This is a genomic window from Gluconobacter potus, assembly GCF_015244705.1.
GTDB lineage: Bacteria > Pseudomonadota > Alphaproteobacteria > Acetobacterales > Acetobacteraceae > Gluconobacter > Gluconobacter potus.
The window spans coordinates 1-1,743 of the sequence record NZ_JABCQF010000050.1; the positions used below are offsets into that span (position 1 = coordinate 1).

A 1,743-nucleotide genomic window follows, 5' to 3' on the forward strand; every position below is an offset into this window, starting at 1 on the left:
GGTTCTTCCGTACTTTTCGTGATGGGTATCTTGTACTGAGGTTCCGGAACTGGGAAATCCAGAAAGTCGTTCACTTTCATGGATATTCCCCAGTGTCACGCCTTCGGTCTCTTGATCTTCCCCGTTCCCTCGTCGTTCGTCGTGTTGTTGCACTGGATAACAGAGTGGAGATCGAAGTCGGTCTGCGAAAACGGAGTGCAGTGTGTCCGGACTGTCAGTGCCCGACACAACGCATTCACAGTTTCTATCAGAGAAAACTCGCGGATCTTCCATGGCAGGGCCGTCCAGCCACGCTGATCGTTTCTGTGCCGCGCTTTTTCTGCCAGACGATGCTTTGTCCACGTCGGACGTTTGTCATGCCCCTTGAGGGGATAACCGTGCGTCATGGCAGACAGACCACACGTCTTGCCGATCTTCATTATTATATCGCCCACACCCTGGGCGGTTCCGCTGGAGCACGAATGACCGTGCGCCTGTGTTGCCCCATCAGCGCGGATACTCTTGTCCGCCGTCTTCTCTCACGTGTGCAGAACACCACAAAAGGCACGGCCCTTACACGTGTGGTGGGGGTGGATGACTGGGCATGGCGGCGGGGACATCACTATGGAACGATTGTGGTCGATCTTGAGAAAAATGATGTCATTGACCTCCTGCCAGATCGGGACGCTGATACCCTTGCCCGATGGCTGCAGGTCCACCCCGGTATTGAAATCATTGCCAGAGACCGTGCCGGTACTTATGCAGACGGATGCCGCAGAGGCGCACCATCCGCTCTTCAGGTGACAGACCGCTGGCATCTGCTGAAGAACCTGTCAGACGCTTTTGTCAGCATTCTGGACCGTTTTACGACGACTGTCAGGACCCTGACACGACAGATGAACGTATCAACGGTCGTAAGCAAAATATCTGAAACAATCAGAGCGCATCCAGAAGAGGCGCAGGCGGTCGTCAGGTCAGCCTCTGGGGAACGGCGTGACATTCTTTTCAAGGAAGCTCTTGCCCTGAAAGCAGCGGGACACAGCATTCAGGCTATCGCCACAACGATCGGGGTAGAGAGAAAAACCGTGCGGCGCTGGTTTCAGCGGGGCCATGCACCACCATGGAAAAGAACGGTTCCGTCACGCAGCATACTCGTGCCTTACACAGCCCACCTGGAAAAGAGATGGTCCGAAGGATGTCGCAATAGTCGTCAGCTATGGCGGGAACTCCTGGAGCAGGGCTTTGCAGGACAATATGGCACCGTCTGGAAATGGGTGGCGACGCGACAGGGATGTTCCGCGAAACCCGTTCCTTCCGCGCATGTCGTTGCACCTCGGGGACGCAAACTTGCGCGGCTTCTCCTCGCAGAGGATCCGTTATCTGCCGGACAGGAGGGACTGCTGGTTCCTGCCCTTCTGGAAGCTGAACCGCACCTTGCCGTCACACTCTGCTGGCTCAGGAAAATGCAGACCCTGCTCTGTAAAAGGGGTGACACCTGCACGGGAGGCGATCTGAAGGCTCTGCTGGAAGAAGGAAAGACGACGCTGCTGTCACGTCTGATTCCCGCGCTTGAACGGGATGCGGCTGCCATTGAAGCGTCTCTTGTCACACCTTGGACAACCAGCCCGGTTGAAGGACAGATCAGCCGACTGAAAATGATCAAGCGAACCATGTTCGGAAGAGCAGGCTTCGAACTCCTCAGGGCGCGTGTCCTTCAGCCCGCATAATCAAAAAACATCATCACGAAAAGTACGGAAGAACCCA

Annotated in this window: 1 protein-coding gene; it reads left to right on the plus strand. The window is 55.7% G+C overall.

What is annotated here, in order from left to right:
- The first annotated feature begins 92 nt into the window (after nt 1–92).
- The gene (locus tag HKD31_RS15885) at nt 93–1,706 is read left to right on the plus strand and encodes an ISL3 family transposase (RefSeq protein ID WP_110560887.1); all 1,614 of its coding nucleotides are present in this window, start codon (nt 93–95) and stop codon (nt 1,704–1,706) included.
- Nucleotides 1,707–1,743 lie beyond the last annotated feature (37 nt).